The 24,994-nt window shown below is 69.1% G+C and carries 22 protein-coding genes, 1 tRNA gene and 3 pseudogenes; 11 read left to right on the top strand and 15 right to left on the bottom strand.

Going from position 1 to position 24,994, the window contains the following annotated elements:
- Positions 1–265 precede the first annotated feature (265 nt).
- The 4 genes from BJ982_RS11185 (at position 266) to BJ982_RS11170 (ending at position 4,032) form a co-directional block, all read left to right on the top strand.
- Positions 266–904, top strand: a complete 639-nt coding sequence (locus BJ982_RS11185; protein ID WP_184879184.1) for a hypothetical protein — start codon at positions 266–268, stop codon at positions 902–904.
- A 470-nt stretch (positions 905–1,374) separates the two neighbouring features.
- Complete coding sequence (locus tag BJ982_RS11180) at positions 1,375–1,812, top strand: hypothetical protein (RefSeq protein WP_184879181.1); 438 nt, start codon at positions 1,375–1,377, stop codon at positions 1,810–1,812.
- A complete protein-coding gene (locus tag BJ982_RS11175) occupies positions 1,797–2,684 on the top strand; it encodes an HTTM domain-containing protein (RefSeq protein WP_184879178.1) in 888 nt (295 codons plus the stop codon). The genes BJ982_RS11180 and BJ982_RS11175 overlap by 16 nt, the downstream gene beginning before the upstream one ends.
- 178 nt (positions 2,685–2,862) lie before the next feature.
- On the top strand, positions 2,863–4,032 hold the full coding sequence (locus BJ982_RS11170) for an endonuclease Q family protein (RefSeq protein WP_239123810.1): 1,170 nt from the start codon (positions 2,863–2,865) through the stop codon (positions 4,030–4,032).
- Positions 4,033–4,388: 356 nt separating this feature from the next.
- Here BJ982_RS11170 and BJ982_RS11165 read toward each other — a convergent pair whose 3' ends face one another.
- The 5 genes from BJ982_RS11165 to BJ982_RS11145 all read right to left on the bottom strand — a co-directional run bounded on the left by BJ982_RS11165 (position 4,389) and on the right by BJ982_RS11145 (position 13,014).
- The gene (locus tag BJ982_RS11165; RefSeq protein WP_184879174.1) at positions 4,389–5,300 is read right to left on the bottom strand and encodes a TIGR03619 family F420-dependent LLM class oxidoreductase; all 912 of its coding nucleotides are present in this window, start codon (positions 5,298–5,300) and stop codon (positions 4,389–4,391) included.
- Positions 5,301–5,442: 142 nt separating this feature from the next.
- Positions 5,443–6,684, bottom strand: coding sequence for an IS701 family transposase (locus tag BJ982_RS11160; RefSeq protein WP_184875953.1), 1,242 nt, complete (start codon positions 6,682–6,684; stop codon positions 5,443–5,445).
- 208 nt (positions 6,685–6,892) lie between these two features.
- Complete coding sequence (locus BJ982_RS11155) at positions 6,893–9,967, bottom strand: amidohydrolase family protein (protein ID WP_184879171.1); 3,075 nt, start codon at positions 9,965–9,967, stop codon at positions 6,893–6,895.
- A gap of 348 nt (positions 9,968–10,315) precedes the next feature.
- The gene (locus tag BJ982_RS11150; protein ID WP_239123783.1) at positions 10,316–11,149 is read right to left on the bottom strand and encodes an NPP1 family protein; all 834 of its coding nucleotides are present in this window, start codon (positions 11,147–11,149) and stop codon (positions 10,316–10,318) included.
- Between the two features lie 293 nt (positions 11,150–11,442).
- The gene (locus BJ982_RS11145; protein ID WP_184879168.1) at positions 11,443–13,014 is read right to left on the bottom strand and encodes an FAD-dependent monooxygenase; all 1,572 of its coding nucleotides are present in this window, start codon (positions 13,012–13,014) and stop codon (positions 11,443–11,445) included.
- Between the two features lie 77 nt (positions 13,015–13,091).
- Between BJ982_RS11145 and BJ982_RS11140 the strand changes: the two genes are divergently transcribed.
- The 6 genes from BJ982_RS11140 (at position 13,092) to BJ982_RS11120 (ending at position 15,922) form a co-directional block, all read left to right on the top strand.
- A complete protein-coding gene (locus BJ982_RS11140) occupies positions 13,092–13,841 on the top strand; it encodes a TetR/AcrR family transcriptional regulator (protein WP_184879165.1) in 750 nt (249 codons plus the stop codon).
- Positions 13,842–13,927: 86 nt separating this feature from the next.
- A complete protein-coding gene (locus BJ982_RS41085) occupies positions 13,928–14,176 on the top strand; it encodes a BP74-related protein (RefSeq protein ID WP_445009399.1) in 249 nt (82 codons plus the stop codon).
- A gap of 17 nt (positions 14,177–14,193) precedes the next feature.
- Complete coding sequence (locus BJ982_RS11135; RefSeq protein WP_184879161.1) at positions 14,194–14,388, top strand: hypothetical protein; 195 nt, start codon at positions 14,194–14,196, stop codon at positions 14,386–14,388.
- Positions 14,389–14,532: 144 nt separating this feature from the next.
- On the top strand, positions 14,533–14,994 hold the full coding sequence (locus BJ982_RS11130; RefSeq protein ID WP_184879159.1) for a Panacea domain-containing protein: 462 nt from the start codon (positions 14,533–14,535) through the stop codon (positions 14,992–14,994).
- Positions 14,978–15,445: a hypothetical protein gene (locus tag BJ982_RS11125; protein WP_184879156.1), complete on the top strand. Its 468-nt coding sequence runs from the start codon at positions 14,978–14,980 to the stop codon at positions 15,443–15,445. The genes BJ982_RS11130 and BJ982_RS11125 overlap by 17 nt, the downstream gene beginning before the upstream one ends.
- A 273-nt stretch (positions 15,446–15,718) precedes the next feature.
- Positions 15,719–15,922, top strand: coding sequence for a hypothetical protein (locus BJ982_RS11120; RefSeq protein ID WP_184611711.1), 204 nt, complete (start codon positions 15,719–15,721; stop codon positions 15,920–15,922).
- 55 nt (positions 15,923–15,977) lie between these two features.
- Here the strand turns inward: BJ982_RS11120 and BJ982_RS11115 are convergent, their stop codons facing one another.
- Positions 15,978–17,117, bottom strand: a complete 1,140-nt coding sequence (locus tag BJ982_RS11115; RefSeq protein ID WP_184879153.1) for an NAD(P)/FAD-dependent oxidoreductase — start codon at positions 17,115–17,117, stop codon at positions 15,978–15,980.
- 488 nt (positions 17,118–17,605) lie between these two features.
- Positions 17,606–17,794, bottom strand: coding sequence for a helix-turn-helix domain-containing protein (locus tag BJ982_RS11110; protein WP_239123784.1), 189 nt, complete (start codon positions 17,792–17,794; stop codon positions 17,606–17,608).
- A gap of 256 nt (positions 17,795–18,050) precedes the next feature.
- Between BJ982_RS11110 and BJ982_RS11105 the strand changes: the two are divergent.
- Positions 18,051–18,454 (top strand): annotated as a pseudogene (locus tag BJ982_RS11105) (transposase); the annotation flags it as partial.
- A 1,109-nt stretch (positions 18,455–19,563) separates the two neighbouring features.
- On the opposite strand, the pseudogene BJ982_RS11095 reads toward BJ982_RS11105, so the two are convergent.
- The 8 genes and pseudogenes from BJ982_RS11095 to glp form a co-directional block, all read right to left on the bottom strand.
- Positions 19,564–19,860, bottom strand: a pseudogene (locus BJ982_RS11095) (ATP-binding protein); the annotation flags it as partial.
- A pseudogene (locus BJ982_RS39230) lies at positions 19,857–20,548 on the bottom strand (Mu transposase domain-containing protein); the annotation flags it as partial. The pseudogenes BJ982_RS11095 and BJ982_RS39230, both read right to left, overlap by 4 nt.
- 364 nt (positions 20,549–20,912) lie before the next feature.
- Positions 20,913–20,986: transfer RNA gene (locus BJ982_RS11085), tRNA-Ala, on the bottom strand.
- A gap of 75 nt (positions 20,987–21,061) precedes the next feature.
- On the bottom strand, positions 21,062–21,985 hold the full coding sequence (locus BJ982_RS11080) for a SepX/GlpR family protein (RefSeq protein ID WP_184879145.1): 924 nt from the start codon (positions 21,983–21,985) through the stop codon (positions 21,062–21,064).
- 185 nt (positions 21,986–22,170) lie between these two features.
- Entirely contained in the window at positions 22,171–22,794 is a 624-nt protein-coding gene (locus BJ982_RS11075; protein ID WP_184611701.1) for a GNAT family N-acetyltransferase, read from the bottom strand.
- A 52-nt stretch (positions 22,795–22,846) separates the two neighbouring features.
- Complete coding sequence (locus tag BJ982_RS11070; protein ID WP_184888675.1) at positions 22,847–23,338, bottom strand: MogA/MoaB family molybdenum cofactor biosynthesis protein; 492 nt, start codon at positions 23,336–23,338, stop codon at positions 22,847–22,849.
- Positions 23,323–23,793, bottom strand: coding sequence for a cyclic pyranopterin monophosphate synthase MoaC (gene moaC / locus BJ982_RS11065; protein ID WP_184879143.1), 471 nt, complete (start codon positions 23,791–23,793; stop codon positions 23,323–23,325). The genes BJ982_RS11070 and moaC overlap by 16 nt, the downstream gene beginning before the upstream one ends.
- Positions 23,790–24,989: a molybdotransferase-like divisome protein Glp gene (gene glp / locus BJ982_RS11060; protein ID WP_184879141.1), complete on the bottom strand. Its 1,200-nt coding sequence runs from the start codon at positions 24,987–24,989 to the stop codon at positions 23,790–23,792. The genes moaC and glp overlap by 4 nt, the downstream gene beginning before the upstream one ends.
- Between the last annotated feature and the right edge of the window lie 5 nt (positions 24,990–24,994).

The following is a 24,994-nucleotide window of genomic DNA, read 5'->3' as shown; positions in this document are numbered from 1 at the left end:
ACATTAGGGGGGAAAGGTGCTGCTTCCGCAGTACAAGGTGAGCTTTGCCCGTGGATAACATTCTTCAGGCCATATAATGGAAAAGCATGGGCCGGCTCCGCGCCGCCACCACGGAAAGAATCCGCCACGGAACCGGGAAAGGGCGCGTCCGCCGCGGGCGTGCGGGCTGGTCAGCGTGCGTGGCGCAACACCCTGCACCGAGATCATCGGAAAATATGATCAACGCGGCTACCCTGTCGATACGGGGATCTGACAGGGGGACGCCATGGTTGCGCTCGTTCGGTACGGCAAACCCAGCAAGCACGTCAAAGGTGGCGAACAACTGAAAAGTTGCCATAGCGGGTGGAGAGCACGGGGAAAGCCGCTCGCGGTCGCCCTGCTGGCCTGCGTGGTCCCGGCCGCCGCCGTTCTCTGCGCCGTCGCCGCTCCGGCCGACGCCGCCGGCCGCCCCCGGTCCGACCGGCAGACCCAGGGGCACCGCGCCGATCGGCACCTCCACAAGCACGTGGTCGTCCGGCGCGTCAAGCGGGACGGCAGGCGCGACCCGAAACCGGACGCCGGGCCGGAGTCCGGGCACGGCTCCGGGAACGACGCCGACAAGGGCTCCGGCGGCAGCTCCACCCAGGACGTCGGCAACGGCAAGATGAACAGCAACATGGTGTCCACGAAGAGCCCCACGACGAACAAGGGCATGCAGCACACCTCGGCCAGCACCATCAGCGGCGCGACCAGCATCCTGAACGCCCTGTGCAAGCACGCCCGGGTCTGCAACATCACCTTGAACGTCACCATGGCCCCTCCCGAGGAGGCCAAGAAGAAGGTCAAGAAGGTCAGGAAGGCGGCGCCCGCCGAGGAGGAGTGCCCGTGCGAGGCCGCGGAGGACGCGTCCTTCTGCGACTCCTGAGCCGGGCGCCGCGTTCCGGTGACACGGGGAACGGCGCGATCACCCGTCGGATCAGGTCATCCGATGACAAGGGTGAAGCGTCTTAGCGATATCGGACACCCACACCCCCGGTCGTGGTCCCAAAGTCCGATATGACGGGGCTCTGCATCCAGGGAGGGGCGCGGGGCCCCGTCGGCATGTCCGGTCAATGGCGGGATTTTCGCCACCGTGGGCGATGCCGCCGTGACGGATGAATGACCAGTCTCCGTAACGCCTACGCTCACAGAGAAAGGTATTCGGGAAGCTTCCTCCGAGGCCGTGTATTTCGCACTAGTCTGCTGAGACAGTGAACCAGACGGGGCCTTCAGTGCGACAAACGTCGGTGTGAGCCGACTTATCAGCACACAACCTGGTTCCTCTCCTCCGGCGCGCGCGAACAGCGCCCATCCATCGACGACGCACGCGGTCGTCCCGGCGGAAGCGTGAACACGATGCCCATGAGCAAATGGGGAAAAACGTGGCGCCTCATCGCCACGGGAGCGGCCGGCGCCGTCCTCGCGTACGGCACCATCGCCGGGACCGACGACCTGTTCCCCCTCGGCCCAATGGTGCAGTACGCCTTCAGCGTGCCGCCCGACGGCGAGATCCGCTCCCTCGAACTCCAGGCCGACACGACGGCGGGAACCCGGATCCAGATCCCCATCGAACCCGGCTACGTCGGCGTACGCCGCGCGGAGATCGAGGGCCAGCTCACCCGGTACCGGCGGGAGCCGTCCCTGCTCGGGAAGCTGGCCGACTCGCACGCGCGGCTGCGCCCCACGGCCCCCCGCCTCACCAGGCTCTCCCTGGTGACCAAGGTGATCGAACTCAAGGACCGGCGCCCCGCGGCGACCCGATACGTGGAAGAGGTGTCATGGCGGACCGGCTGACCCGCTGGCTTTTCCCCGAGATCCCGGCGCGCAGGGCCGCGATCCTCCGGACGGTCGTGTACCTGTTCGTGCCGCTCGACATGGTGCTGTTCACCGGCAGCACCCTCGCCCACGCCTATTCGGCCGACGCCTACCGGCCGGTGCTCGTCGCCCGCCTTCTCCATCTGCCCGCCGCGAACCCGGTCCTCGTGCCCGCGCTCTTCGCGTTCGTCGCCGTCGCCTGCCTCATCGCGGCGGCCGGCCGATTACCCCGCACCGCCGGGTACGCCGTCGCGCTCGGCTTCGGATACTGGGCCGTCCTGGCCATGTCCTACGGCAAGGTCGACCACGACCACCTGGCGCTCATCGTCGCGCTGTTCGTGCTCCCTTCCGCCGGCCGCGGGAGCGGGCCGTCCGAACGCGCGGGCTGGCCGATCCGCTGCGTCCAGCTCGCCGTGGTCGCCACCTATTTCCTCTCCGCCTACGCCAAGATCCGGTGGGGCGGATGGGAATGGCCGAACGGCGCCACCTTCCAGTGGGCGGTCAGCCGCCGCGGCACCTTCGCCGGCGAATTCGCCGCGGGAATCCCCGGCCTGCTGCACGCCTCGCAATGGATCGTGCTGCTGGCGGAGGCGCTCTCCCCCGTCCTGCTCTTCCTGCGCGGGCGGCGGCTGATCGCGGGTGTCATATTCTTCGCCGGTTTCCATCTGGTGACCTGGATGTCCATCACCATCCACTTCCTGCCGCACGTCATCTGCCTGGGCGCTTTCCTGCCTTTGGAGAACCTGCGGAGAAAGGGCGGCTCCCCCGCCACGGCGCCTCCGGACCGGGAAACGGCCGTGCCGCCCCTCGTGGAACCCGTGGTGGAAACGCGGACCGAGCCCATTCGATAGGTCGCACCGCACCCGGCCGCCCCGCGAGCCCGGCACCGCGCGTATTCGGCTGTGACACAATGTCGCGATGCGTTTCCATGCCGACCTCCATATGCATTCGAAGTACTCGCGCGCCTGCAGCAAGGACAGCGACCTGAAGCATTTGGCCTGGTGGGCACGGCGAAAAGGCGTCACGTTAATGGGCACGGGCGACTTCACGCATCCGAAGTGGTTCGACGAGCTGCGCGAGAACCTGGTCCCGGCCGAACCCGGCCTGTTCCGGCTCCGCGAGGACGTCGACCGCGAGATCGGCTCGGCCCTTCCCGACCGCCTCGCGGCCGCTCCCGTCCGGTTCATGCTCTCCGTCGAGATCTCCACCGTCTACCCCCAGGACGGGCGCTCCCGCAAGATCCACCACCTGGTGTACCTGCCCGACCTCGCCGCCGCCGAGGAGTTCAACCGGCACCTCGGCCGGGTCGCCGACCTCGGTTCCGACGGCCGTCCGACGATCGGCATGAGCTCCCGCGACCTGCTGGAGACGACGCTCGCCTGCGGCGAGGGCGCCTACCTCGTCCCCGCCCACGTGTGGACCCCGTGGTTCGGCGTGTTCGGCTCCAAGTCCGGCTTCGACACGCTGGAAGAGTGCTACGGCGACCTCACCGGCCACATCTTCGCGCTGGAGACCGGCCTGTCCAGCGACCCCGCCATGAACTGGCGGGTCTCCGGCCTCGACCGCTACCGGCTGGTCAGCTACTCCGACGCGCACTCCCCGCCGATCGTCGGCCGCGAGACCACGGTGTTCGAGACCGCGCTGGACTACTTCGCGATCCGGGACGCGCTGCGCACCGGCGACGGGCTCGCCGGGACCGTCGAGTTCTTCCCCGAGGAGGGCAAGTACCACGTCGACGGCCACCGCAAGTGCGGCGTCCGCATGGAACCCGAGGAGACCCGGCGGCACGGCGGCCGGTGCCCCGTCTGTGGCAAGAAGCTCACGGTCGGCGTGCTGAGCCGCGTCGACGACCTGGCCGACCGCCCCGCCGGCGTGCGCCCCGGCGGAGCCGCCGGATTCCGGAACCTCGTGCCCCTGCCGGAGGTCGTCGGCGAACTCCTCGGCGTCGGCCCGAAGACCAAGAAGGTGCGCACCGAGATCGACCGCCTCACCGCCGCCCTGGGCCCCGAACTCGCCATCCTGGAAGAGCTCCCCGTGGAGGCCATCGCCGTCCACTCCCCACAACTGGGCGAGGCCGTCGACCGCCTCCGCCGCGGCCAGGTCACCAAGCACCCCGGCTACGACGGCGAATACGGCTCCATCCACCTCTTCACCCCGCCGACACCGAACCTTTCACCCCCACCCCCCGCCCTCTTCTGACCCAGGATGCGGCGCCCCCACGTCCCGCGACGGCACGGCCGCCTCCCGCGCGGTGCTCTCGTTCTCGCAGCACGCCGCAAAAATCCCCGTTATAAGCCATATAGCCGCGAATATCACCCGCATACGCGAATGTTTTCGGCCACCCATATCGCCCCTCCCCATGCCCCGGAACCCCCGCGATCCCCACCCCCCGACCAGGGACGCCCCCGCGCCCCACGGTCCCGTATGTCAGACGCCCCTACCCACCCCGGAGTTCGCCGTCTCTCCAGAAAATACGCCCGAGATAAGGCAATTGGAAATACCGGCAATATATACACAACGAACATTCACCCCGGGGTGGTGGAGGACGTGAGGCGCTACACGGCGGTGGGGGCCGGCAGCGCGAGACGGGCGGCGAGGGCTTCCAAGAGTTCTATTTGGTGGTCGGGGGTTGTGGGGAGGAGGTTGAGGGCGATGTGGACCTCGTCGGCGCCGGACTCCGCTGCGTGGTCCAGGTCTCGCAGGGCGGCGTCGGTGAAGACGGAGGCCGAGACCTTGCCTTGCAGGGGGGCCGGGATGACGGCGACCACGACGGTGCCCGTGCCGCCGGCCTCTCGATACCAGCGGACCTGGGTGCGGGTGTCGTCCCAGTTGACGGCGACGGTGATGAAACCGTCCCCGATGCGGGCCGCGCGTTCGATGGTGTGCCGGGTGATCGCGCCGAGGAACAGCGGGATGCGGTCGCCGTGCGGCTTGGGGCCGACCAGGGACAGCGGGACCTCGTACCACTCGCCGTGGAACTCGACGGGGTCGGGACCCCAGCAGGCCCGCATCGCGGCGATGTGCTCGACGAACCCGGCGCCCCTGCGCTCGGCCGGGACCCCGGCCGCGACGAACTCCTCGGGGATGTAGAACGGCGGCAGCATGGTGCCGCCGCCCTGGCCGATGCCGACGTCGAGCCGGCCGAGGGACAACCGGTCGAGCGTGGCGAGCTTGCGGGCCAGGATCACGGGCGACTGGAAGATCGAGTTCAGGATGCCCGTGCACACGCGGATCCGCCGGGTGTGCGCGGCCGCCCAGGTGAGCATCTCCAGCGGGTCCCACACGTGCGACTGGGGCAGGCCCGCGTCGTTGTTCCAGTGGGGTCCGGCGGGGATGAGCAGCCGATCGGTGGCGGACACGGCGTGGAAGCCGAGCCGTTCGGTGGCCTGGGCCACCGCGACGACGGCCTCGGGACCGGCGTTGGAACCGAAGTGCGGCAGGCTGACGCCGATGCGCGGAAGACTCATTCGTTTCCTCCCCTAGTAGTGCTTTGTTAGGTCTGTTGATGGCTGTTGCGGCGTAATCGTTTCAGTGAGCGGTGGCAGGTGGGGCATGCGCCGGTCCAGGTCGCGAGCAGTAGCTGCAGCTCGCGGATGACCTTGTAGAGGGTCAGGCCGGCGCAGCCGCTTTTGGGTCCAGGCGCAGCATGGTGATGAACAGGTGTGCGGCGGTGACCAGGGTGACGTGGCGGTGCCAGCCGGTCCAGGAGCGGCCCTCGAAGTGGTCGAGTCCAAGGCCGGTCTTGAGTTCGCGGTAGTCGTGTTCGATCCGCCAGCGGATCTTTCCCAGCCGGACCAGGTCGGCCAGATCGGTGCCGGCGGGCAGACTGGACAGCCAGTACTTGACCGGCTCGTCCTCCTGTTCGGGCCACTGGGCGATCAGCCACCGCTCCGGCAGAGTGCCGTCGCTGTCACGGGCGACCCGGTGCCCGGCCGGGCGCACCCGCAGAAAGACGAACTCAGAGCTCATGATCCCTTTGGAGCCCTCCCGCCAGGTGATCGGCACCGTAGCGGCCCGGCCGGCGGCCTGGACGTGCTCGGCCAGGCTCACCGCGGTACCCGGGTAACGCAGGCCGGTCCGGACCGGGGGCCGGCCACGCCCCGGCCAGACCCGCTCGACCGGCACCACCTCAGCAGCGTGGGCCAGAGCGTCACCCTTGACCTGCACGACGTACCCGATCCCGCGTTCGTCCAAGGCGCTGCGGAACCGGCTGTTGTCGCCGTAGCCGGCGTCCGCGGCCACCAGCGGTGGCCGCACCCCCGCTTCGGCCAGGGCATCGAGCATCTCCACCGCCATCATCCACTTGGGACGGTGATGCTCATCCTCGGCAATCCCGCAACGGCCCCGCCGGGCGAGGACCTGCGGACGGGTTTCGGCGCCGGCGGCCTGGTCATCCCATGACGCCGGAACGAACAGCCGCCAATCCAGCGGGCAGGAGGCGGTGTCGGTGACCGCGTGGACACTCACCCCGATCTGGCAGTTCGCCACCTTCCCCAACGTGCCGGAGTACTGCCGGGCCACACACGGCGAGCCCGTGCCGTCCTTAGGGAAACCCGTGTCGTCGACCACCCACGCCACCGGTCCCACCACCTCGACCGCCCGGCGGGCCACCCTGGCCCGCACCGCCCCGGTGTCCCACGTCGAGGTGGTCACGAACTGCTGCAACCCTTGGTGATCCACCCCCAGCCGCTCGGCCATCGGCTGCATCGACTTACGCCGCCCCTCCAGCAGCAACCCACGCACATACGTCAGCCCCTTGGCCCGCTGATCCGAGCGGGCCAAAGGCGCGAACATCTCCGCCGCGAACGCCTCAAGACGTTGCCGCACAACCGAAAGCTCATGAGGGGTCACCGCAGCATGAAACTACCCGCACCGCCACAGCACCCCGCGACACGCCGACCTAACAAAGCACTACTAGGAGTGGTCGGGCGACGGCGCGCCCGGTGAGACGTGCCGTCCAGAAGGAGTCGGAGCCGCCGCCGAACTCTCGACGTCCCGCGCCGAGAAAGCTTGAGGGGGCGGAGGCCGCGCCGGCCTCCGCCCCCAGGGGATCAGTGCGTCAGTGGGTGTGGTGCTCCTCGGAGGGCTCGGGCGCGGCGAGCTTGCTCGGGGAGGCCGCCGCCGGCATGCCGGAGAACGGCTTGAGCAGGTCCGTCACGTAGTGCACGGTGCCGTTGGTCATGACGCCGCGCACGTTGGCGAGGGTGGAGATGTCCGCCAGCGGGTCGCCGTCGATGAACATCAGGTCGGCGAGCTTGCCGCGCTCGACGCTGCCGAGATCGCGCTCGATCCCGAGGGCCCTGGCGTTGAGCAGGGTGGCGCTCTGCAGGGTCTTCACGGGCGAGATGCCGTACTTGACCATGGTTCGGAGGTTCATGTGCAGGCTGACCGCCGGGTTGTCGATCGGTCCGTCCGTGCCGGCGAGCACGGTTCCGCCCGCCGCCAGCACCTTCTTGAGCTGCTCCACCGCGAGCTTGGCCCCCGCGGCGCTGCCCGCGAGGAAGCCGCACGGACCGGTGCCCTGGGCGCACTTCAGCTCGGCGACGATGTTGTCCTGCTCCCAGCCGGTGTAGAGGGCCTTGATACGCGGGTCCTCGACCATGGCCGGGTCGTCGGCCAGCAGGGCGCTGGATGCGAAGATCGTCGTCGAGAGCGGGAACCCGCCCTGGCCGAGGAGCTTGACCACGTCGTCGTACATGACGCCCTGGGAGGCGTTGCGCGAGAACGAGAAGCCCCAGCGGGACGGCCCGGACAGGTGCTCCTGCATGTCGACGCCGAACGCGATGCCCGGGTTGAGGTAGTGCGAGGTCGTCGGGACGCCGAGCCGGTGCCCGCGCTCGGCGACCTCGGCCTGCAGCCGGTGGGGGAAGCGCATGTACGTCTTCATCAGGTCGAAGTCCAGCGCCTTGGCGCGGGAGAACTCCAGGTCGAGCTGCCGCTCGTTCATCACGGGCCGGGAGAACTCCCACGAGAAGCGCGTGCCTTCGAGCATCTCGCCGGTGAGGAAGTGACGCGGGCCGATCCGTGCGCCCGCCTGCGCCGCCTCGCGGTCCTCGACCGCCCGGTACGCCTGGTCGCCCGTGGACCGGGTGGTGGTGATGCCGTACGACAGCAGCAGCCTGCCCTGGCGGTCGCCGTAGAACTTGGACTGGAGCTGCTGGTGGTAGTGGATGTCGATGAGGCCGGGCATGACCGTCTGGTCCGAGGCGTCGATCACCTTCCAGCCGCGCGGGTGCTGACCGCGGTGCGGCCTGACGTCGACGATCCGGTTGCGGACGATGGTGACGTCCACGTCGCGGCGCAGGCTGTCGCTCTTGCCGTCCCACAGCCTGCCCGCGTGGATGACGACCCGGTCCTTGGGCTGCTCGGGCGAGTAGCTCACACCGGTCTGGATCGCGCGTGAGGAGCCGCCGTCCCGGGAGATCGTGCGCAGCTCGCCGTTCTCCAGGTAGAGCAGGGTCTTGGAGTCGCCGCTCCACGAGGGGGCGTCGCTCGGCTTGCGGGTGAGCTGCCTGGCCGGGCCGGCGGGCGTGCCGTCGGGGTTGACCGGCAGCACCCACAGGGTGGTCTCCATGATGAAGGCGAACCACTTGCCGTCCGGCGACCAGGCGGGGCCGTCGTCGCCGCGGACCGAGATGGAACGCCAGGGCGCGGTCTCGACGACCTTGCTGGTCCGCGCCTCGACGTCCACCAGCTCGATCTGGTTGCGCGACGCGGCGGTGACGGCGAGGGCGAGCGTGCGTCCGTCGGCCGACCAGCTCGGCCGTCCGGGGGCGCTGCGGGTGCCGAGGACCTCGGCCGGGGCGCCGCCGTCCGCCGCGACGACGTACGTCTTGCCGCCCTGGTCCTGGAAGGCGAGGCGCTTCCCGTCCGGCGACCACGCGGGCGCGATCTCGGCGCCCGCGAGCGAGGTGACCCTGCGCTCCTGGCCGCCGGCGACGTCGCGCACCCAGATGTCCATCGTGCCGGCCTTGTCGGAGGCGTAGGCGATCTTCTTCCCGTCGCGCGACCACACGGGGTCGATCTCGTAGAAGGAGTCGTCGGTCAGCTTCTTGGCGTGGCCGCTGTTCACCGGCTGTACCCACAGGTCGTTGAGCGCCTTGTAGAGCACGGTACGGCCGTCGGGCGACAGGGCGGGCCCGACGATGCCGCGCACCGGGCGGCGGCGGCTGGAGTCGAAGTCGTAGTCCTTGCGGTCGTAGACCGGCCGGTTGAGGGTGAACGTCGCGGAGAACGGCACCTGGCGGGTCTCGCCGGTGGCCGCCTTCGAGACGACGATCTTGCCGTTGCCCGCGTACAGCAGCTCGTCGGCGGAGATCCACGAGGGGGGGAAGGGGAAGACGTCGGTGAGGTCGCCGACGGCCGTCTCCTGGCCGGACGTGGCGGCGACCTTCAGCCTGCGGGCTCCGGACTCGGTGCGCAGGAACGCGATCCTGCCGCCGTCCGGTGACCAGGAGGGGGCGGCCAGGGCGCCGGTCCTGTTCGGGACGAGCGTGGTGAGCGCGCCGGTGGCCAGGTCGACGCTCTCGACGGTGTTGTCGCGGACGTAGGCGATGCTCTTCCCGTCGGGCGACCAGGTCGGCTGGGACTCCTGGGTGGTCGCCGTGGTGACCCGGTTCACCCGGCCGGTGGCGACGTCCACGGTCCAGATGTCGGCGCCGCCCTGCCGGTCCGACGAGAACGCGATCTTGCTGCCGTCGGGCGACCACGCGGGCTGCAGGTCGTCATACTCCCCGCTCGTGATCTGCTTGGCGGCGCCGGTCTTCAGGGAGACCGTCCAAATGTGGAACATGCCATCCGCGAACGACTGGACGGCGACATCACGCCCGTCCGGCGACAGACGCGGCCAGAATGGATCAAGGAAAGGATCCCCCAAGGCGTGGGCGGTCCCTCCGGAACCCGCGAGGGTGTGGAGCCTTCCCTGAAGGTCCATCACGATGGTTTCTCCGCCGGAGGTGGCGGTGACCGCCATGCTGGTGCCCTCGGTCACCGTTACTTTGATCGTCTTGCTGCCATGTGATCTGTCGGCCGTCGGATTCGCGCCACTCGCGGGTGTCGCGGTGGTGACGGTGAGCAACGCCGCCACGCTCGCGACGGACGCCGCGGTGAACCGTCCCCGGCTTCTTCGACCCATGCCTGTCCCTCCTGAACGGCTGGCCGGGCCAGCGAGCCCCCGCCGAGGCAGCCGCCGCCCGAAGATCCCGCCAGAGGGAGACGAATCCCTCTAACGTGACTCCAGGTAGCGAACTCCTCAAACGTGACACTCGCTGGACAAGTTTCCCGCAACGTAAGCGAGGGCCCTCACAGCGCCAAGAAGGTGGTCGTTTGGAACGGGATGAACGGTAGACCCGCGCGCCGAGCGGCCATCTGGGCGCGGTGAACGGTAGATCATCTAGGTCGCGCCCCGGGGCCGCAGAGGTTCTGAAGGTCTCCCGGGGCGGGCGCTCGCTCCCGTGCCCGGAGGGACGCGGCGTGCGGGCCGTCAGGCGTAGGGGTCGAACGGGATGCCCGCCGGCTTGGCCGCCGCGAGCTGGCCCTTCATGACCTCGGTGCCGAGCTTGATCGAGGCGTGGCCGAAATCGGTGTGGTAAATGAACTGGTTCCTGAACGCGACGCTGGGATATCCGTTCCAGCCGACCAGGCGCGGATAGAACCAGCCGCCCGTGTGATTCTCCACCGCCTCGTCGCCGCTGTTGGCGATGCGGAAGCAGTGCGTCAGGCCGCCGTCCTTGTGATAGACGATTTTCGGGTGCGTGCCGCTCGGGTCGAAACGCACGCTGGAGCGGCCGTAGGTCTCCCACCAGTCGTGCCGCGAATGCGAGACGTACTGCACCTGGTTGTTCTGCACCCATACGACGACGTGCTCGAAGTCGTGACGGTGTCCGCAGCCCGGCTCGGTGCTGCAGCCGTCCACCGTCTGGTCCTTCTCGAAGTAACTGGCGTACATGATCGCGCACCAGCCGTTGTTGCACTTCGCGCGCGCGTAGGTGTTGGACTCCTGTAACTGCGCGAGGTCGCGGCAGTGCCCGTTCACGGCGCCGCCCAGGTGCAGGCCGGGGTTGACGTACCCGGAGGAGGTGATGGCCGCGGTGGCGTAGCAGCCGTCCCTGTCGTAGTCGTACGCCGGGGAGAACGTCTGCTCCAGGCCGTCGGCGTTCTGCGGCAGTTTCGGAATGACGTCGCCCAGCGCCGGATTCACCACGGCGAGGACGATCGCGAGGACGCCGAGCAGGCCCCCGAGCACCGTCCCCCACCGTCTCACACGTCCCCGGGCCTTCGATTCGCCGAGCCGACCGGTCATCAAGTAATCGGCCATTCAGGCGCCCCTTTTCGACTCGCCGCCGCAGGGACGAATGTCCCCTCCAGAGGTTGGCATGCGAAAAGGCGATCAACAATAGATCGAACGAAATCCGGTCGCCGTCACAAAAAAGGGCTGGTCACATATCGGCGCCGCCGAATGCACGGAAACTCTTTTGCCCTTGATGCCCTTTATGTCGCGACGGCGGCCGTTTCCTGCCGGCGATCAGTCGTGTGGCGTGGCACCGGCCTGCTCTCCTGCCGTACCGGCCTGAGAACGTCCTCGTCGCGGGAGAGGCGCGGCGTGGCCGGTCATCTCCAGATAGGGACGGTTCCGGTCGCGGCGTGCAGCGCCGTCCAGTATTCGGCCACCTGACCGATGGTTCCGGAGCTCGCCATGAAGCCGATATAGCCGTCAGGGCGGACCAGCACCAGGGCGCCGTCGGCCACGCCGTACCCGCCCCGCACGTGCCCGTCGCCGTCCACCACAGTGTCCTCGCCGGTCGGCTCGCCGGGACGGACCACGGCATGCGCGCGCAGGGCGGGGCCGTAGCGGTCATTGAGGACGGACACCGTGCTCGTGTGCGCCGCGCCGAAAGCGAGCAGCGTCCAGTTCGGACCGCGGAACAGGTCGAACAACCGGATCGGACGGTGATCGGCCGTGGTCGCGGGCGCGTCAGGCGCCCGGTCCCCGGCGGCGACCGTCCCGGAGCCGGCGTGATCGCCACCGCGGAGGGGATCGCCATCGCCGCGGGAGAGGGGGCCGCCGCGATAGTTCAACGTGAGCCCGTGCACCTCGGCCCCGCGCGCATGCGCGTCGTCGTCACCCCGCTTGTGCTTCTCCAGCAGCCTCGTGCTGATGTCCAGCGCGGCACGCGCCGCCGCCGTCCGCTCGGGTTCGTAACTGTCCAGGAGGAGGTCCGGGGCCCCGGCAAGCGTGGCGGCGAGCTTCCAGCCCAGGTTGTAGCCGTCCTGGATGCCGGTGTTCATGCCCTGACCGCCGGTCGGCGGATGCACGTGCCCGGCGTCGCCGGCCAGGAACACGCGGCCCTCCCGGAAGCGCTCGGCCAGCCGCGTGTTCGCCCGCCACGTGGTGTGCCAGGTCACCTCACGCACCACGATGTCGCCACGCCCGGACGCCTCGGTGATCTGCCGCTGGAGGTGGTCACGGATCGGCTCACCCTCGTCCCCTGACGGCGGCGCGACGACCACGAACAGGTCGCTTCCGGCCAAGGGCGTCACGGAGACGAGGCCGTCGCCGGTCTGCCAGATCCGGCCGTGGTCCCGGCCGATGCCGTCCACCCGGGCGTCCGCGAACAGCATCGCGGTGTTCTCATCGGTCGTTCCCGGAAAGGGGATGCCGAGCCGTTTGCGCACGGTGCTGCGCCCGCCGTCCGCGCCGACCAGGTACCTGGCGCGTACGGTCTCATGCGTCCCGCCACGGACCAGGACGCCCGTCACGCCGTCCGCGTCCTGGGTGAGGTCGACCAGTTCGGTGGACGGCTCCACCCGCCCGCCGAGTTCGGCGAGCCGTTCGCGCAGGATCTCCTCGGTGCGGAACTGGGGCACGAACCAGATGTTCGGGTACGGCACGGACGGTGTCGGCGCGGTGGGGCTGCTCATCCGTCCTTCCCAGACCACCGTGTCGCCCTGATAGGCGCGCATCACCATGCCGAGATCGCCGGCGGCCAGGATCGGATCGAGTATTCCGAGGTCGGCGAAGACCTCCATGGTCCGCGGCTGGATGCCGTCGGCGCGGGAGCCGCCGAAGAACCGGTCCGCCCGATCGACGAGGCGGAACCGGACGCCCCGCACGGCGAGTTCACAGGCCAGCGTCAGCCCGGTCGGCCCGGCCCCCACCACCAGCACGTCGACGTCCGTCATGTCACTCTCCCCCTTATCCGTACGACGTACCAAATAATAGTACGACGTACGAACAACGCTAGCGGTACAGTGTACGAGTGGCAAGTGGTGAGGATTCGGCACTGATCTGGACCCGGCCGGAGCCCGGCAGCCGCCGTCCGCGGTTCACCCGCGACCAGATCGCGTCGACCGCGCTGGCGATCGCCGACACCGAGGGGTTCGCCGCGGTGTCGATGCGCCGGATCGCCACCGAACTGGGCGCCGGCACCATGACGCTGTACCACTACGTCCGCACCAAGGACGAGCTGATCGCGCTGATGGACGACGCGCTCATGGGCAAGGTGCTGATCCCCGACGACGAGCTCCCGGCCCACTGGTACGACGCGCTCACCGCGATCGCCACCCGCACCTGGACCGTGCTGATGCGCCACTCCTGGGCGCTGCACTCCCTGCAGCAGGCAGCGGTCGGCCCCAACGCCATGCGCCACTTCGAACAGTCTCTGGCCGCCCTCGCCGGCACCGACCTGGACCCGCCCGAGAAGTTCGCGCTGCTGTCCATGGTCGACGACTACGTCCACGGCAACGTGCTGCGCTCCGCCGGGACACACCCGGCGGACCCGAACCCTCCTGACGACGAAACGGCCCAAGCGGCCCTACGCTTCGCCGAAACCCAGTACTTGAGCGGACGCTTCCCCCACATGCAAGCCCTGTTCGGCGACAACGACCCTCACGAGGTGTTCCCCACCCTCCTCGGCCACAGATCCGAACAAGCCCGCTTCCAGGACGGCCTCACCACCCTCCTGACCGGCGCGGCCCAGAAACTGCACCTACCTTCGCCCGACCACTGAGACCGGTGACATGACGAAACCGGGCCACGCCACCCCACGGCACCGCTGCAGAATTCCCGTGTAAATGCGGACCGGTTTGACCGAATATGACTTCGCGTTCACAAGTATCGATTCAGAGCGTGCCATCTAAGCGGCCTAGGGATTTCACGATGATCCCCTCTCTCGCGACGTACAATCCAGGTTGGAACTGCCACTATTCGCCAGCCACGGTCGACTTCTTCGACTTCGCCGTCGAAGTATGCGACGCCACGATCCCCGCGTCGAGGAGCATCTGGACGAGGACGGCGGCTCGCCGGTGGTGTTCGGAGTTGGTGGGCGAATCACCTGCGCCGTGAACCACGAAAGGAGTCCCATGAAGATCATTCGGATGGTTTGTGCGTCGGTCGCGGCCGCGGCCGCGCTCGCGATCGTCGGCACTGCCCTCGCGCCGGCCGCGGGCGCGGCGACGGCCATCGAGTACGGGCTCATCGCCGCCGCCCCGTCGTACGACGGCATCCAGGGCTCGGGAGTTTCACCGAACAATGACGGCGTGATCCACACCCAGTGAGCGGACGGCCTCCGGGGCACACCGGGCCGTGGCACCGCTCGCGCGCATGCCCCTGGCACGGCGCCGGATCTCATATGTCCGGCGCCGTGCCGCTTCCCCTTCGACGGGCACATAATCGAGGAAGCGGCGAGAGGGGGAGGCGGCATGGCGCATGTCAACGACGTCGCGGCGTACATCCTGGCCAGGATCGGCCCGATGACGGCGATGAAGCTGCAGAAGCTCTGCTACTACGCCTACGGCTATCACCTCGCCTGGGAGGGTCGCCGGCTGTTCCCGGAACGGTTCGAGGCATGGGCGAACGGCCCCGTGTCCCCGGACCTGTACGCCAGGCACCGCGACCGGTTCGAGCTCGACGACGGGCAGATCACCGGAGACCCGGACGTGCTGGACGACGGCGAACGCGAGTCAGTGGACATCGTCCTGTCCAACCTCGGCGGCCTGTCGGCGCACGACCTGTCGACCATGACCCATCAGGAGCCGCCCTGGATCAACGCGCGCACCCGCGCCCGGGTGGGGCCGCTCGACCGATGTGACGAGACGATCGACGACGAGGAGATCTACACCTTCTTCGACGCTCTGGTCGCCGCCGATGGCCGGCAAGCGTAAGCAGGTCGCCGCGCAGCACACCACACCGGCCAAGGGCGCGAAGCCCTTCGTGCGATCCGCAGTGGTGCTGCCCGGCGAGGACACCTCGGACAAGCGCCTCTCGTGGCGGTTCTGCCACGTCGACCGCGACGGGCCGTGGGGCTTCGACAAGGTGGACGCCGTGACCATGCACGATGTGCTGGACAAGCTGGCGCACTTCGAGACCATGACCGTCAACGAGATCTTCAACCACGGAGAAGAGCCCGGCAAACACTACGACGTGGCCAACCTGCCCAACCCGACATCCCGCGACCGGCTCGCGGAACTCCACCTGACGGACATGACCAAGATCTCCCGCCTGCGCCTCGGCGGGACCCTACGCCTGTACGGCTTCTTGCAGGAGAACTGCTTCCACATCATCTGGTGGGACCCGGATCACGAGATCTGGCCCAGCCATAAGCGAAACACCTGACCTGCGAACCGAATGGAAGATACTGATAGTGCTGGTGATCATCTGTCTCCCTGTCATGATCGCCGCAGGGTGGTCCTCGACGACCGCGGGATCCCGTCACCTCGCGACCGGCCGCCGACCCGATCGCGACCACCCCGCGTGCTGAGCCCCCAAGCCGTCCCTGAACGGAACGTCTCCGGCCGCGCCCCGATCGACCGCTGAGAGCCTCCGAGCACGTGCCCACTCCCCTCCGCAGGCCGGCATCCGGCCGTCCCCCACTCCAGGAGTCGCCCCATGACCGCGGCCGCCATGCAGGCTGTCCTCACCCTGATCTTCGGTGTGATCGCCGTCTGCACGTTCATGCTCAAGGGACGCCAGTGGCCCACCTTCATCACCGCCTGCCTGTTCGGCATGTTCTTCGGCACCACCACCTGGGGCCGCACCATCGGCGCCTGGATCTCCGAGTTCGCCGCCGGAATCATCAAGGGCCTCTCCTGACCCACCCACAGCCCTCCGGCGCATGCCCGCCCCGTCACAGGGGAGCCGGTCGGCGTCACCGGTAAGAGTGGTCGATCGCCAGATCCGCGAGCCGTGGGTCGACTTCGGGAAACGAGCCGTCGCCGAACAGGATCCGCGCCGCCAGGGCCCGACCGGCACGACCGCGCAGCACAGCCACCGCCGCCTCCGCCGCAGCGGGGGATCGGATGCCGGCGAACACGCGGCGCAACAACAGCCGGCCTCGGAACCGGCTCCGCAACGCGTCCCCGTCGTACCGGCTCAGCATGCGTTGGTCGCCGGTACGCAGATACCCGGCGATGACCGCCGCGGCCAGTTCGGACATGCGTAAACAGGGATCCAACCCACCGGCCGTCAGCGGCGACACCGCGCCCGCCGCGTCTCCGACGAGCAGTCCGGCGGGGCACGCCAGCCGTCGCAGCACACCGCCGACCGGGATCGGACCACCTCGGCGCTCGACCGGCCCGGCCGACGGTGTACTGCCGGGCGCATCCGCGGCGAAGGCGTCCAGCAGGTGGCGGACGCCGGTGCGCATCGCGTTCGGATATCCCGCGACGCCGACATGCGCGTGCCGGCCGTCGTCGATGACCCATCCCAGGTACCCCGGAGCGATCCGGGGGTCGAGTACGCAGTGGAACGCCGGGCGGCTCGTGCCCGGCGCGATCGGGTGGACGATCTCGGCACCGACGAGAAAGCGGCGGTTGACATCAAGGCCGAGATCACGAGCCACTCGGGAGCGGGCGCCGTCCGCGCCGACGATGAACCGGGCCCTCACCGGTTCCGCACCCGCGAGCTGCACAACGCCCATCGACGCGCCGACATACCGTACGCCCAAGAGGACCCGTGCCCCGGCTGACTCCGCCGCGCGATGCGCGTGCTCGTAGACACCCGCCATGTCGGCCACGCGGAACTCGTCCCGGTCGCTGGTGAGCCTGATCGGTGCCCGCCGCGACGGCGGATACAGCAGCACATCCCGGACACCCGGCCCGAGCAGGTGATCCGGCACGTCGAAGTCATCGAGGGTGCGGCGTACGAAGATCCCCGTCGTGCGGATGCCCGTGGACAGCGACCTGCGACGGTCGACCACCATCACGTTCAGTTCCCGTCGCGCGAGCAGCCGGGCCGTGCGCAGGCCGGCCAGGCCCGCACCTACGACCAGTACATCCACTGTCTGCATACTTTGCGACGGTAAGGGCGATACCTCATCCGCAGGATGCTTTGCACGCTACCCGCCGCATACCTCCACACCGTCGCCACACTCGGATTGCTCCTCTGCCGAGATGTGGCTGCAGAACCGGCGTCATGCTCCTCGGAGCCTGCACCAAGGAACACCACACAAGCCACAATCAGCCCGTCCAGCGGCCACAAAACCTCGGAAACGACGAGGTCCCGCCCGATCAAGCGATCGGACGGGACCTCATCAAGCGTTCTTGAGCCAAATCAAGAACGGCCCTGGGTGGAGCTGAGGGGATTCGAACCCCTGACCCCTTCTATGCGAAGCAACCCCGATGAGGGTCCTAAACGCTGCAGACCACGCCACCACCTGCAGTAATCGTGCGCGGATGTCCGGAGCCGTCCGGGCTTGTACGGGACGATTGTCACCCGGTTGGTCACTCACCCACACCGAGTCGCCACCGAGTTACAGCAGTAGGTGATCGGGCTTGGTCAGCTGACCTTCAGCTGCTCGTCACCAAAGTCCGCAACCAGTTTCAGAACGCCGCCAAGGGCCGCGACGTAGCGGTCCAGGACCTCGCGGGTGGACACGTCACCCTTCTCGATCTGGGAGACGCGTGCCACAGAGATACCCATGCGCTCAGCGACCTGCAACTGGTTGAGCCCACGGCGCTTGCGCATCTCGGCGAGTCGCCATCCTTGCGACTCCTCGCCCAGCTGTCGGACTCCGTCCTCGAACCGCTCAGGCCCCCCTGGGTTTCGATGGCCCGCTCCAGGTGATTGCTGTCGCGCCACTTTCGGTAGCTGCTCACTGGTTCATCTCCTTACGCCGCTCCACCAAATAAACCTCGTACTGGTGCTCGGCTCGCGGGATCGCGTTCTTCAATTGAATCGCCCCGGTTTCGGTGGAGACTTGATCTCTTGAGAGGTCGAGTCCATGCCAGGCAAGTCTCCCTACCCAGCCGAGTTGCGCCGTCGAGCGGTTCGCATGGTCGCCGAGGTGCGGCCGGACTACCCCACCGAGTGGGCCACGATCAACGCGGTGGCGACCAGGCTCGGCATCGGCACCGCCGAAACACTGCGCACCTGGATCCGCCAGGCACAGATCGACGAGGGCAGCCGGCCCGGCCGCACCACGGATGAGTCAGCCGAGCTGAAACGGCTGCGCCGAGAGAACGCCGAACCACGTCGAGCGAACGAGATCCTGAAGGCCGCCTCGGCTTTCTTCGCGGCCGAGCTCGACCGGCCACACACCCACTCGTGACCTTCATCGACGAACACCGGCACCTGTTCGGCGTCGAGCCGATCTGCCGTGTCCTGACCGAGCACGGCATGAAGATTGGTTGGTCAGGGCGCCAGGCCGGCCGCCGACTGCCAGCCGGACGCCTTATCGCCGCTCAGGGCGAGTCCGGGAGGGCCGTATCCGAAATATGCCCTCTCTCGGCATGAAATCGGTCATAAATGGCGTGTCGGCGCACTACCGACAAAGGCGCGGGGTATCCACGAGCAGATATTCGGCTCTTCAAGGAAGGTGAGCGATGACGAGAACCACTCGCTTCGGCCTCATCGCTGTCGCAGCGGGGTTTCTACTCGTGACAGCCCCGGCTGCCGCATCCGCCCAGTCCTGGGACGACTCAGCCGTCGAGCAGGAGGCACCCGGTCGGCCTGCGGGCGATCAGGAAACGTACGGCCCTGTATACAACTTGCCGCTCCTGCCACTCTTGCCGCTCACGACGGACGCGGAGGAATTCGAACCGGATCTTTCGTTTGATGGCAGAACGATCGTATTCACCTCAAACCGGTACGGGGTGGATGACCTGTTCTAAGGTCGACACCGGGCGCCCAGAGCGTGCCAAGCGTCGTAGGTGTGGAGGCACGACAACGTCACCACACCTACGACGTCGGAGACGCTTATCTCCGTCTCCGCGAGAAATCAGGCCGGCACGAGAGGCTACATTGTCTCGGCCCGACCCCCCACGCACAAACGGACAGCCGAGCCCAAGTGGGCATCCCCGGGGACTCGAACCCCGGCAGTCGGAGCCGTCCGGACGAACATCCAACCTCGACGACCTACTCGCCAACGGCGTCCCGAGGCTTTCGATCGCACACACATCCCAGCGTGGAAGACGGTCTTAGTCGGCCCGGTCTCCCGTGGACGGCAGTAGACCAGGCCGAAGATCGTGGACATGAAACGGTCCGGCTCCGCGAGTCCCCTCTCAGAGCTGGACCGAGTACCTGGACGATCAGGACATCCGCGTCAGCAGATACAGCCACTCCGCACTCCGCTGCGCTGCCTCCCGAGCGGCAGCCTTCTCGCACCGGCACCCTGGTGGGTGCTCTACGAGGCGGATCATCCGCGAGGCGCTCGCTCGTGTCAACGACGCTCGAAAACAGACCCCCTATCGTCGTCTGAAAGTTGACCGCCTGGCGTTGATGTTTGCTGCGGTTTGTTACTGATGGTCGGTGCTGGTCTCGGCTGGGGGAACACGGCCGAGACCTCGGTTCTTGAGCCGGTAGCTGTCTCCCTTCAGGCTGATGACCTCGGCATGGTGGACGAGGCGGTCGATCATCGCGGCGGCGGCGACGTCATCGCCGAAGACCTCACCCCAGCGGCCGAACGGCTTGTTGGAGGGGACGATCAGCGAGGCGCGTTCGTAACGGCTGGAGACCAGCTGGAAGAACAAATTCGCGGCCTCGGGCTCGAAGGGGATGTAGCCCACCTCATCGACGATCAGGACAGGAATACGGTCTGATGGCCAGCCCAGCACCGCTGATGGCGGGCCACCACCTGCCCGGCGCAGGTGACGGTCACCTGCTGCGGATCGGCCACCACCTCCACCAGCCGGCCGACCACCGACGGATGCACCGAGTAGTCGTTGGACGCGACGCGCACGTAGTGGTCGCGGGCCAAGCGGATCGCGCTGCGCCACCCGACCGCCGGCGCAACCGGCGGCAGCGGCACCATCGCGGCCCGGTCGACCACGATGCGGTCCGCGGGCCTGCACTCGATCCGCCGGTGATGGCGGGTGTCGGCCCGATGTGCCAGCCAACCGTCCAGCTGGGCGTTGAAGTCCTGCGGACCGGTGAATACCCGGCCGGGCAAGAACGAGGTTTCCAGATAGCCGTTGGCCCGCTCGACCAAACCCTTGGCCTCGGGGTCACCCAGTTTGCACTGCAGGATCCGCACTCCCAGGGTGCCGCGGAACGCGTTCGCTCACCGGTCAGCTGCGGCCGGCCGCCCCTCCACTGCCCGATCGCGCTCTCGTTGTCCCACACCAGCGTCTTCGGCGTGGCGCCCAGCGCGCGTAGCAGCGCCCACATCCCAGCGAACAGGTCACCGGCTGCCCGAGACGGCAGCATCTGCGCCATCAGCCAGCGCGAGTACCCACAGACCATCACGAGCACCGGCGGGCTTGCCGTCTGCCCGGCCCCGACAACCTTCGGGACGAGCCGATGGGCCACGTCGGCGACGGGTCGATGCGGGGTCACTAGACGCATGTGACCGATCAGATGCGTGAGGAGCTCGTCGAGGCGTTGCAGCGGCGGTGGGGTGAGACTCTCCAGGGGCGGGCCGATCTCGGGCGGCGCTGGGACGAGGCGGGCATCCCGCGGCGTTCACCGGTCGGGATCGTCAACGAGCTGCTGGAGCCGTTCCGCAACGTTCCGCGGCTGGAGGCGGCCAGGTCGGGACGGCTCCAGAGAAACCCCGCGCGAGGCCCGCTCCCAGATTGCTCCCGAAATCGGACATTGGCTAGATCAAAAAAGGCCGCTTCCCGGAGGAAACGGCCTTTGACCTGGGTGGAGCTGAGGGGATTCGAACCCCTGACCCCTTCGATGCGAACGAAGTGCGCTACCGGACTGCGCTACAGCCCCAAGGACTCGACCAGATTAGCAAACTTTGGGGGCCCTCCGCGCCATCCGGAGGGGGTGATCGTTGGTGGGGGTCAGTCAGTCGCCGACGGCGCGGCGGGTGTGGTCGGCGTGCTGGTCAAAGGGCTCGGTGGGCTTGCGGAACTCGATGATCTCGGCCTCGGCGCGCTGGGCGGCGAGTTCGCGGGCGTGGCGGTGCTCGCGTTGCCTGCGCTGGTGGTCGGCGTAGGCCTCGGCGGCGGCGAGGTGGCGTTCGCGGTCCACGGCTACCGCGACGCGGAGCACGGAGAGGTAGGCCACCAGCAGGACGGCGGAGGGGGCCACGCTCCACCAGGGGGCCACGCCGACGGCGGCCGTGACGAGTGAGGCGATGTGGAGCAGGGCGATGCACAGGAGCCAGCGCCGGCGGCGGGCCACCACGCGGGCGCGGCGGCGCCGTTCGTCCCGTGCGGACTCCTCGGCGGCGGTGAGCTCGGAGACGGGGGCGGCGTCCGCTGAATCCTCGGAGGCGGAAAGCCGCTCTCCGCGGATGGGGTCCGCGTCGGGCTTGGACGGTCCTCCTCGCACGAACTCGGCGGACCGGGATGGCCCTCCTCGCACGAACTCAGCCGACTGGGACGGTCCTCCCCTGGCAAGCTCGGCTGACTGGGACGGTCCTCCCCGGACGAGGTCGGTGGACGAGGAGGGGCGGCCCCGGACGAGGTCGGTGGGCGAAGACGGGCGGGCTCGGAGCGGCCCCGTGGAGGATTGGCCGCGGGGAGTGGCGGGGTTGTCGAGTTCTACGGTGATCTCGTCGTCGTCGGACGAGGTCGTACCGGGGAGGTCGGAGACCGGGACGTCGGTGAGGGTGTCGCCGTTCGGCTCCTGGGGGTCGGAGCGGTCCTCGTGGACGCCGAAGGGCTCGATGACATCGATCGAGTGGCGGTCGCGGCGCAGCCACATGGGCACGAGGACGCACAGCCACATGAGGACGATGCCGAGGTAGAGGAAGGCGCTGCTCATCGCCCACCTCCGGGCAGCGTGAACACGGCACGGGACCCGGGCGCCGTCGCAAATGTGTTCACGTGACGCACCGTAGGACCGCGTGTCACTGGTTGACGAGTATTCAGTGCGGTGTGTCGCGAGATCGTCAACCTGTTTATCCCCACGGATACGTCAAACGTATCCATCGTCCGGTACCCGGGCGGTCAGTCGCGGGCCGTCTTCTCCCAGGTCTGCCTCCACTGCGACAGCAGTCCACGCGGGACGTCCTCAAGGGTGAGGGCGTAGCAGATGTGGTCGCGCCAGGCGCCGTCGATGTGGAGCTGGCGGCGGCGGATGCCCTCCTCGCGGAAGCCGAGTTTCTCGACGACCCTGCGGCTGGCGTGGTTCTCGGGGCGGATGTTGGCCTCCAGGCGGTGCAGGCCGACCCGGAAGAAGCAGTGGTCGACGGCCATGGCGAGCGCCGTGGGGATGATGCCGCGCCCGGCGAGGGAGCCGCTGATCCAGTAACCGACCTGGGCGGAGCGCGCCGAGCCCCAGACGATCGCGCCGACGGTGAGCTGGCCGGCGAAGGCCCCGCGCCAGGTGACGACCCAGGGCAGCGCGAGCCCTTGCCGTGCCTCGCGGCGCAGGGTGCCGACCATCGAGATGTAGGGGCCGAGGCCGGTGCGGAACAGCGGGGTCTCAGGGTTGCTCGGCTCCCAGGGGCGGAGCCAGTCGGCGTTGCGCAGCCGCGTCTCGCGCCAGACGCCCACGTCGCGCAGCCGCAGCGGCCGGAGTCCTACCGGCCCCTCTTTGAGGGTGGCCGGCCAGCCGCGAAGTCGATCCACGGGTCAATCATCCCCTCCCGGAGCATGAGTTCGCCATTGCGGCCTGCTTACCTCAGGGATTGGGATGGTCTCCGCCTCTGATCTGGTCGACCGCGTGCCGCAGGACGGGGGCGAGGACGGCCATGCCGTCCCGCACGCCCCCGGAGGACCCGGGCAGGTTGACGACGAGGGTCGTCCCCGCCTGGCCCGCGAGGCCGCGGGAGAGGACGGACGCGGGGACCTTGTCGCGGTTGGCCTGGCGCACGGCCTCGGCGATGCCGGGGATCTCGCGGTCGATGACGCGGCGGGTCATCTCGGGCGTGAGGTCGGTGGGGGTGAGGCCGGTGCCACCGGTGGTGACGATCACGTCGTATCCGGCGCGGACGCCTTCGCGCAGCGCGGCCTCGACCGGGTCGCCGTCGGGGACGACGCGGGGGCCGTCCACCCGCTCGCAGCCGGCCTCGGCGAGAAGCTGCACCAGCAGTTGTCCCGATTTATCGGGATAAACGCCTGCGGCTGCCCGGGTGGAGGCCGTGACGACCAGCGCCCTCACGGCCGGGTCCAGACGCCGGTCTTGCCGCCGGTCTTCTCCTCGACCCGGACATCGCCGATCACCGCGGCGGGGTCCACCGCCTTGATCATGTCCACCATGGCCAGCGCCGCGACCGAGACGGCCGTCAACGCCTCCATCTCGACGCCCGTACGGTCGGCGGTCTTCACGCGCGCCGTGATCTCGACGCCCGCGTCCACGACGACGATCTCGACCTTGACGCCGTGCAGCGCGATGGGATGGCACAACGGGACGAGGTCGGGCGTCCGCTTCGCCCCCATGATGCCGGCGATACGGGCCACCCCGATCGCGTCGCCCTTGGGCACGTCGCCGGACCGCAGGACGGCCACGGCCTCGGGCGACAGCAGCACCCTGCCGGTGGCGCGGGCCGTGCGGACGCCGACGTCCTTGGCCGACACGTCCACCATGCGCGCCGCGCCCGACTCGTCGATGTGGCTGAGCTCGCTCACAGCGGGATCACCTCCACGACCTTCCCCTCCGGCAGCCCGGTCACGTCCTCGGGCACGACGATGAGCGCGTTGGCCGAGGCCAGGGCGGCGAGCTGGTGGGACCCCTGCCCGTGCACGGGGGCGACGGTGCCGTCCGTCCCGAGCACCCCCCGCAGGAACGACCGCCGGCCCGCCGGGGACCGCGCCGCGGACGTGAGCGTCGCCGTGACGGTGGACGCGGGCGCGGCGGGCAGCCCGCGCAGCACGGCCAGCGCGGGCTTCACGAACAGGACGAACGAGACGTACGACGAGACGGGGTTGCCGGGAAGCGTGAAGATCGGGACCTGCCGCTCGCCGAGGAGCCCGAACCCCTGGGGCATGCCCGGCTGCATGGCGACCTTCTCGAAGCGGACCGTGCCGAGCGGCGCCAGGGCCTCCTTGACCGGCTCGTAGGCGCCCATGGAGATGCCGCCGCTGGTGATCACGGCGTCGGCCTCGCCGAGCAGCGCGTCGAGCGTGTCCTTGAACTCGGCGGGGTCGTCGCCGACGGCGCGCCTGCGGACGGCCTCCCCGCCCGCCTGGCGGACGGCGGCGACGAGCGTGAAGCTGTTGGACTCCCAGATCTGCCCGTGGGCGAGAGGAGTGCCCGGCTCGGCCAGCTCGGCGCCCGTGGACAGCACGAGCACGCGGGGCCGCGGGCGGACCCGGACGGCGCTCCTGCCCACCCCGGCGAGGATGCCGAGCTGGGCGGGCCCGAGCACGGCGCCCGAGGCGAGGACGACGTCCCCGGGCCGGACGTCCTCACCGGACCTGCGGATCGCGTTGCCCGCGGGCGCGGGCCTGCGGATGAGGACCTCGGACACGCCGCCGTCGGTCCACTCGACCGGCACCACGGCGTCGGCGCCCTCGGGCACCGGCGCGCCTGTCATGATCCGCGTGACGTGCCCGGAGGCGACCGTGCGCGGGGCGACGTCGCCGGCCGCGACGTCGAGCGTCACCGGGAGCACGACGGGGTGGTCCTCGCTCGCCGTCGCGACGTCGGCGGCCCGCACGGCGTACCCGTCCATGGCGGAGTTGTCGAACGGCGGCAGCGGGACGGGGGCCTCGACGTCCTCGGCCAGGGTGGCGCCGAGCGCCGCGTCCAGGCCGAGGACGACGGGGGCGAGCGGGCGCACGGCGGCGAGGATCTCGGCGAGGTGTGCGTCGACCGATTTCATCGCGA

The sequence above is a fragment of the Sphaerisporangium siamense genome (genome assembly GCF_014205275.1).
Taxonomy (GTDB): domain Bacteria; phylum Actinomycetota; class Actinomycetes; order Streptosporangiales; family Streptosporangiaceae; genus Sphaerisporangium; species Sphaerisporangium siamense.
The sequence above is the reverse complement of the archived record's forward strand: the minus strand, read 5'-3'. Positions and strand labels throughout refer to the sequence as shown.

Coding starts and splice junctions, on each gene's coding strand:
- glp (WP_184879141.1), bottom strand. CDS start 24,989: ATGAAATCGGTCGACGCACACCTCGCCGAGATCCTCGCCGCCGTGCGC.
- BJ982_RS11115 (WP_184879153.1), bottom strand. CDS start 17,117: ATGCAGACAGTGGATGTACTGGTCGTAGGTGCGGGCCTGGCCGGCCTG.
- BJ982_RS11120 (WP_184611711.1), top strand. CDS start 15,719: ATGACCGCGGCCGCCATGCAGGCTGTCCTCACCCTGATCTTCGGTGTG.
- BJ982_RS41085 (WP_445009399.1), top strand. CDS start 13,928: ATGACTTCGCGTTCACAAGTATCGATTCAGAGCGTGCCATCTAAGCGG.
- BJ982_RS11185 (WP_184879184.1), top strand. CDS start 266: ATGGTTGCGCTCGTTCGGTACGGCAAACCCAGCAAGCACGTCAAAGGT.
- BJ982_RS11150 (WP_239123783.1), bottom strand. CDS start 11,149: ATGGCCGATTACTTGATGACCGGTCGGCTCGGCGAATCGAAGGCCCGG.
- BJ982_RS11145 (WP_184879168.1), bottom strand. CDS start 13,014: ATGACGGACGTCGACGTGCTGGTGGTGGGGGCCGGGCCGACCGGGCTG.
- BJ982_RS11155 (WP_184879171.1), bottom strand. CDS start 9,967: ATGGGTCGAAGAAGCCGGGGACGGTTCACCGCGGCGTCCGTCGCGAGC.
- BJ982_RS11130 (WP_184879159.1), top strand. CDS start 14,533: ATGGCGCATGTCAACGACGTCGCGGCGTACATCCTGGCCAGGATCGGC.
- BJ982_RS11110 (WP_239123784.1), bottom strand. CDS start 17,794: ATGCGCAAGCGCCGTGGGCTCAACCAGTTGCAGGTCGCTGAGCGCATG.
- BJ982_RS11135 (WP_184879161.1), top strand. CDS start 14,194: ATGAAGATCATTCGGATGGTTTGTGCGTCGGTCGCGGCCGCGGCCGCG.
- BJ982_RS11125 (WP_184879156.1), top strand. CDS start 14,978: ATGGCCGGCAAGCGTAAGCAGGTCGCCGCGCAGCACACCACACCGGCC.
- BJ982_RS11170 (WP_239123810.1), top strand. CDS start 2,863: ATGGGCACGGGCGACTTCACGCATCCGAAGTGGTTCGACGAGCTGCGC.
- BJ982_RS11175 (WP_184879178.1), top strand. CDS start 1,797: ATGGCGGACCGGCTGACCCGCTGGCTTTTCCCCGAGATCCCGGCGCGC.
- BJ982_RS11180 (WP_184879181.1), top strand. CDS start 1,375: ATGCCCATGAGCAAATGGGGAAAAACGTGGCGCCTCATCGCCACGGGA.
- BJ982_RS11080 (WP_184879145.1), bottom strand. CDS start 21,985: ATGAGCAGCGCCTTCCTCTACCTCGGCATCGTCCTCATGTGGCTGTGC.
- BJ982_RS11165 (WP_184879174.1), bottom strand. CDS start 5,300: ATGAGTCTTCCGCGCATCGGCGTCAGCCTGCCGCACTTCGGTTCCAAC.